This window comes from Magnetococcales bacterium (genome assembly GCA_015228815.1).
Lineage (GTDB): Bacteria > Pseudomonadota > Magnetococcia > Magnetococcales > UBA8363 > UBA8363.
In genome coordinates, this window is sequence record JADGCV010000028.1 from 54,944 (window position 1) to 60,943 (window position 6,000).

Annotated in this window: 2 protein-coding genes; both read right to left on the bottom strand. The window is 56.6% G+C overall.

Features of this window, described 5'->3' with window-relative positions:
- Window positions 1-1,295: 1,295 nt before the first annotated feature.
- Complete coding sequence (locus HQL76_12375) at window positions 1,296-2,861, bottom strand: DUF3369 domain-containing protein (GenBank protein MBF0109962.1); 1,566 nt, start codon at window positions 2,859-2,861, stop codon at window positions 1,296-1,298.
- Window positions 2,861-5,581: a DUF3365 domain-containing protein gene (locus HQL76_12380; GenBank protein MBF0109963.1), complete on the bottom strand. Its 2,721-nt coding sequence runs from the start codon at window positions 5,579-5,581 to the stop codon at window positions 2,861-2,863. Before HQL76_12380 ends, HQL76_12375 begins: the two co-directional genes overlap by 1 nt.
- Window positions 5,582-6,000 lie beyond the last annotated feature (419 nt).

The following is a 6,000-nucleotide window of genomic DNA, read 5'->3' on the forward strand; positions in this document are numbered from 1 at the left end:
ACGATCCAGCCGTTGGCCAGGACCGTCAGGGCAACCGTGACCATGACGAGACGTCGGCGGTTTACTTCCGCCAAGGCGACCGGCCCCAGGCTGCGGGACAGATAGAGAATGAAAACCACAAAGACGGGTTGATAGATGCGGGCGATCCATTCCCCCCGCATTTGCCAGCCGGGGTAGTTCGGGGCCAGATTCAGAAAAAGAAAGAATGCCGCCGTCGCCAACAGGATTCCCTCTTCCGCCACATGCAGCCGCATTCCCGGATACCGATGCATGAGCAGGAAAACCAACAGAAAGGCCATGGGGAGGAATGAAAAGTTGCTGAACAGAAACATTTGCGCCGTCAGGAGCGGCAGTTCGGTGATCCTGGACCAGACCTCCGGCCAGGAGGCGCCGATGCGGGCCCAGCTTTCGATGATCAGGCCGTAGGATTGGGAGTTGGTGTTGTGAAGGCCGCTGTGCAAGCCCCAACGAAGTACCGCCAGGGTCAAAAGAAGCGGCCAGAGCAGTCCGAGGAGTGAAAGTGGCAGGAGGCGTCCGCGACCGTTACGCCATAATATCCAGCACACCGCGGGAACAAGGATGGTCAGTAAGCCATCGTAGGCGGTAAACAGGATGCCGATTCCCGAACTTGACAGAAACAACCGTTTTGGCGTCATGGGGTTTTCGGCCATTGACCAGAGCAGGATTCCTGCCAGGAGCATGGCGGGGACGATGGTGGCGTAGCTGTAGGGGAGTCCGACCCAATAGGCGATTCCCGGATAGGTCGCCAACAACCATGCCGAAGCGATACTTCCCCCGAGGCCGAAGCGTCGGTATACGAATCCGATCCAAATTCCCGCCGTCAGAAGAGTCAGAAGGACATTGGTCACGACGCCGCCAATTTCATATCCCAAGGTTTCCGCCAGAGGCCAGGCCATGAGTGGATAGAGGATCCGTCGCAACAGCATTGCCGATTGCCAGTATTCCTTTGGTGCTCCCTCCAGCATCAGAAACGGTTGCCGATGGACGAAGTGATCGATGTTGGCCAGGTACCCGCAGGGGAGTTCCAAAGGGGTGCGCGAGGTGGTGGCATAGGGGGCCAGGGTTCCCGTGGAGGCCCAGCAGGCGGCGAGCGACACGAGTCCCGCAACCAGCCAGGTAATCCAGGGAGGGGACCGGGTGGGGATGTTTTCGACGTTCGCGGGTTCGATGCCGGGCGGCATGGCTTGCCGATTCCTGGTTGTCATGGGTTCATGTCTTGGAAAAAGGTAGCTGCCCAGGTCCCCCCCCCCGGAGGGTCGGAGGTCAACTCGGCTCTACCCGGAGTATTTGGCCTGGATCGTGATGAAAGCGTCAAGGTGGTCCATGAAAAGATCGACCAGCCTGGGTTCGAAATGCCGCCCTTTTTCTTCCGCCAGAAGTTGCAGAATCCGGTCCAGGGACCATGCGGGTTTGTAGGCCCGGGCATGGTACAGGGCGTCGAATACATCGATGAGGGCGGTAATGCGTGCGAATATATGAATGTCATCGCCCTTGAGTCCACGCGGGTATCCCGAGCCGTCCCATTTTTCGTGATGTTGCGAACATATGATCGCTCCCGATTGGAACACTTCGCGTTTTTGCCCCTGGAGGACGGTGGAACCGATTTCGGGATGTTGCCGGACGATGTGCCACTCTTCGTCGGTCAGTGGACCCGGCTTGTTGAGGATCGTATCGGAAATACCGATTTTTCCCAGGTCGTGCATGGGTGAGGCAAGCCACAGGAGTTCGATTTCCTGGGGGGCAAGGCCCAGGAGTCGGGCCATGAGACGGGAACATTCGGCCACGCGGCGGACATGATGTCCGGTTTCCCCGGAACGGGCCTCGATCACCTCCCCGAGGACGAAGATGACATCCTTCTGGGTGTTGATGATCTCCTTGTTCAGGGCCAAATTTTCGAAGGCAGCGGCAATGTTGAGCGAAAAAATGTTCAACAGGTCATGGTCCGCTTTCGAGAGGGGTTGCTCCAATTGCAGGTAGATCAGGTGTTCCTTTTCCTTGCGTGAAAGAAAATAGCCAAGATAAGCCCGGTCGCGATATTGGTTGCCGCGGGATTTTCGTCCTTCTTCGATCAATTCCAGAACGGATGGCGTGACCACGTCTTCCACCGGTTTTCCGATGAAGAGGGCATGGGTCCCCAGGGCGGCATGGATGCACGATACCCCATCTTCCTGGGCCGCCACGAAACATTCGACCGGGCCCGAGGCATGGGACGAACCTTCCGGGTTGAAGAAGGCAGTCAATTGGGTGAGTATTCCCGCCGCCAATTCGTCGAGCGATTGGACATCGAACAGGTTTCCCGTGGCCTTGATGATTTTCTCCAGGCCATTCCGGGTCCGGTCGAGGGCGCGGATGTCGCGGTAGGAGCGCAGGGCGGAGATCAGGGAGGTGGCGAGCGAGGTATCGGTCAGGCCCGCCTTTTCACGGTAATCGTTGATGTCGTATTCGGTCGTGACCTGGTCCTCGGGGGCCTGTCCCGGTTGACCGGTGCGCAGGATGATCCGGACAAACCGGTTTTGCGCCACATCCCGGATCCAACGAACCACCTTGAGCCCCGAATCTTCCTCTTCCATCACGACATCCAGCAGGACGACCGCCGCATCGGGATGCCGCCGCAACAGTTCCATCGCCTCCGCGCCCGAATACCCGCTGATCAACTCCAGTCGCTGACCGTCGAAGGAAAAGGTTTTGAGAATCATCCGGGTGACCTGATGGACATCCGGTTCATCGTCGATGATGATGATTTTCCATGATGGGATGTCGGAACGTCCTGTCCGTCCTGTCCGTCCAGGGATGACCCCTTGGGACGGGCCAATGTCCAGGTTGATTTTTCCTGTCTTCATCAACTTTTGTCTCCCCCCCGAAGGCCATCCGTTCGCTTGTCGCCAGGTGTTCCGGGAAATTTAATCACGAACAAAACCCCTTCGCCGATGGCACTTTGACAGGCGATCGACCCTTTCAGTACCTGGGTCACCTGGTTGTACACCACATGCATTCCCAGTCCGCTTCCCCCTTGTCCCCGTCGTGTGGTGAAGAACGGTTCGTAGAGGCGCTTGACGGCGTCGGCATTCATTCCCCGACCGTTGTCCTGGTAGATGAGGAGGACCTCATCCTCCTGAAGGGAGGCCTCGATCCTTATTTGTCCCCGATCCATGTTTTCAAAGCCATGGATCAGGGAGTTCATCACCAGATTGGTCACGATCTGGGAAATCGAACCGGGTCGGGTGGCCAGGGTTTGTTTTTCCGGACAGACAATGTCCACGACATGATGGGTATTTTTCAGTTTGGGACGCAGACTGAGGAGGATTTCATGGAGGTATCCCCCGAGGTCGATGGAACGCAATTCCTGACTCGTCTGGTCTACCGCCACCATCTTGAAACTGTTGATCAGTTCCGCCGCCCGCCGCAGATTGGCCTCGATCAGGTCGGAGGACTCGGTGGCCAGATCGAGATAATTGTTCAGATGTTCGTAGGTCAGCTCGTTGGCCGCGACCCGTTTCCGGAACAGGGAGGTCTGATTCTTCAAATAGGTCGCCGAGGTGAAACCGATGCCGATCGGGGTGTTGATTTCATGGGCGACGCCCGCGACCATGCCGCCCAGGGCCGCCATCCGTTCGGACTGGATGAGCTGGAATTGGTATTCCTGCAATGATTTGACATTGTTCTGCAATTCGATGGTCCGTTCCCGAACTTTTTCTTCCAGTTCGGCATTCTTGATGCGCAGATTTTCTTCCGCCCGCCGTTTTTCGATCAGGCGGGCCAGGGCGTGGCCGATGGTGAACAGGGCGTCCTGTTCGTTTTCGTCGAAGGGGTGACCCGCATCCAGGTAAAGATTGAGCACGCCGAGGGCCCCCTGATTCGAGAGCAGGGGCACGACATAGTGGCCATGCGGCTGCATCCCCTCGAAGCGGATGTCGTGCCGCTCGTCGATTCCGCCGGCGAAGACGAAGGCATCCGTCTCCCCGGCGCGACCGCAGAGACACTGGCCAAAGGGGACCCGGGCGCAACGGATCAACAACAGTTCATCCAATCCCTTGTGCGCCACCATCTCCAAAATGTTTTCCTCCCGGTTGACCAGAAACAGGGCCCCCTTGGATTGATTGAAAAACCAGGGGATCGTCAAAATGACCTCCAGTGCCGCTTCCAGTTGCCGGGCGAGCGGCAAAGGTTCGTAGGCAATCTTGTGGATGGAATTGACCACCCGTTGCAACAAAAGCAATTGTCGATTCAGGTTTTCGGTTTTCAGTCGCTCGCTGATATTGCGAAAGACGACCACTGCCCCCTGGGGTACGTCATTTTCAAGAATGGAGGTGACCGTGAATTCCACCGGAAAGGAGGATCCATCCTTGCGCCAGAAAAGGTCATGACTCAGGCTTCGGGTTTGTCCATCCCTGGTGGTCTGACAGACGGGACATTCCCGGGGAGGATAGACCGAACCATCGATTCGGGTATGGTGCATCAACGCATGCGGATTTTTGCCGATCAGCTCCGTGGCTTCCCAGCCGAGCAGGGCGGCCCCGGCATCGTTGATGAACGTGGTTTCATCCTGGGAATTCACGCCATAGATTCCATCGTTGATCGCCTGGAGGATCAACTGGTTTTGCCGCGCCAATCGTTCGAAGGCCTGTCTGGAGTGTTCCTGTTCCATGATCCGTTCCTCCAGTTCCATGGTCCTTTCCCGGACCTTGAGATCCAATTCCCAGGTCGTCTTCCGCACCGCATCGGCCATGCCGTTGAACGCCTGGGCCATGGTGGTGAATTCATCCTGCCGCGTCTCGGGAAGTTTGATGCCCGCCATGGGGTTGTCCCTGATGCGTTCCATCGTCTTGGCGAACGCATCCAAACGGCGCACGACCAGGACGCGAAACATGAAAAAGGAGATCGCGGTCAGAAGGATATAGAACAGGAGGATCGATCCTCCCAGGATCATGTCGCGGATGCGTCCCGATTCCAGGACCGGGCGTGTCGGAACCTGGATCATGGTGGCGCTGACGATGTCGCCGACAGGCCAGTCATATCCGTGATCCTCTCCATAGATCCCTCTTTGTTCCGGTGGCGCATCCTTTGGCGTTCCGTGGCATAAACGGCAGGATTCTTCCATTTTCTCGGGGGTTGCCAGAAAGTAATAATCCTGGTCGCCGCGACGATGATAACCGCTCGATTGTTCAAGCCGGGGGTTCTCGCGGAAATTCCGAATCAGTTCCAGGGTGAATTCATTGGCTCGATTGGCAGGATTCAGAGGATTTTCCGCATATTGGCGGTAGGTGTATTCGGGAAACTCCCGGTTGAAAATATCGAAGATCCGATTGACGATGAAGGTGCTCGACTGGGCTTCGATGATGAAGGCATCGGTATGTCGGGCCAGGGTGGGACGCAGAATCTCCTTGACGTACTCCCGGGTTGCCTTGGCAAAGCCTGAGATGATCGCGGTATGCTCGCGCAACTGCCGGTCCGCTTCGCTCCGGTCCAGATGCACCAAAATTCCCGCCGCGACCAGAATGACGGGGACCGTTTGCAGAATGATGCCGATCAGAAATCTTCGCGCAATGGAATTCATGTTCATGCCTGATTCAGGAAAATATAATAAAAAAAGATCCGTCTTTCCCTTTCCCCCAGCGCCTCTGTATCCTCCCTCGCTTCTCTGCAAGGGAAAGACGGAACAACCGTGGATTCCTCGGGTGCTTTCCGATGGACTCGGCAATGAACCCAAGGGACCCATCGAACACGAGGGGATACTATAATCAAACAAGGATGGCATGTCGAAACAAATATGAATGGGATTTTGTCAAATTATTACTACTTCCTGATTGCCCGTTCGTGGGACACCGTATGCCTGTGAAGCGGTGGGGAATATCGGGGGGGATGGTTGCGGTTGGGAATTTTTGCGAACCAGTAAATGCTTTTGATTCAGTTCCTGTCGTGTTGGAGGGAATCGCAGTTGGGCTGTTGGCGGTCCGGATGCAGTGGCACGCCGGCAAGGCG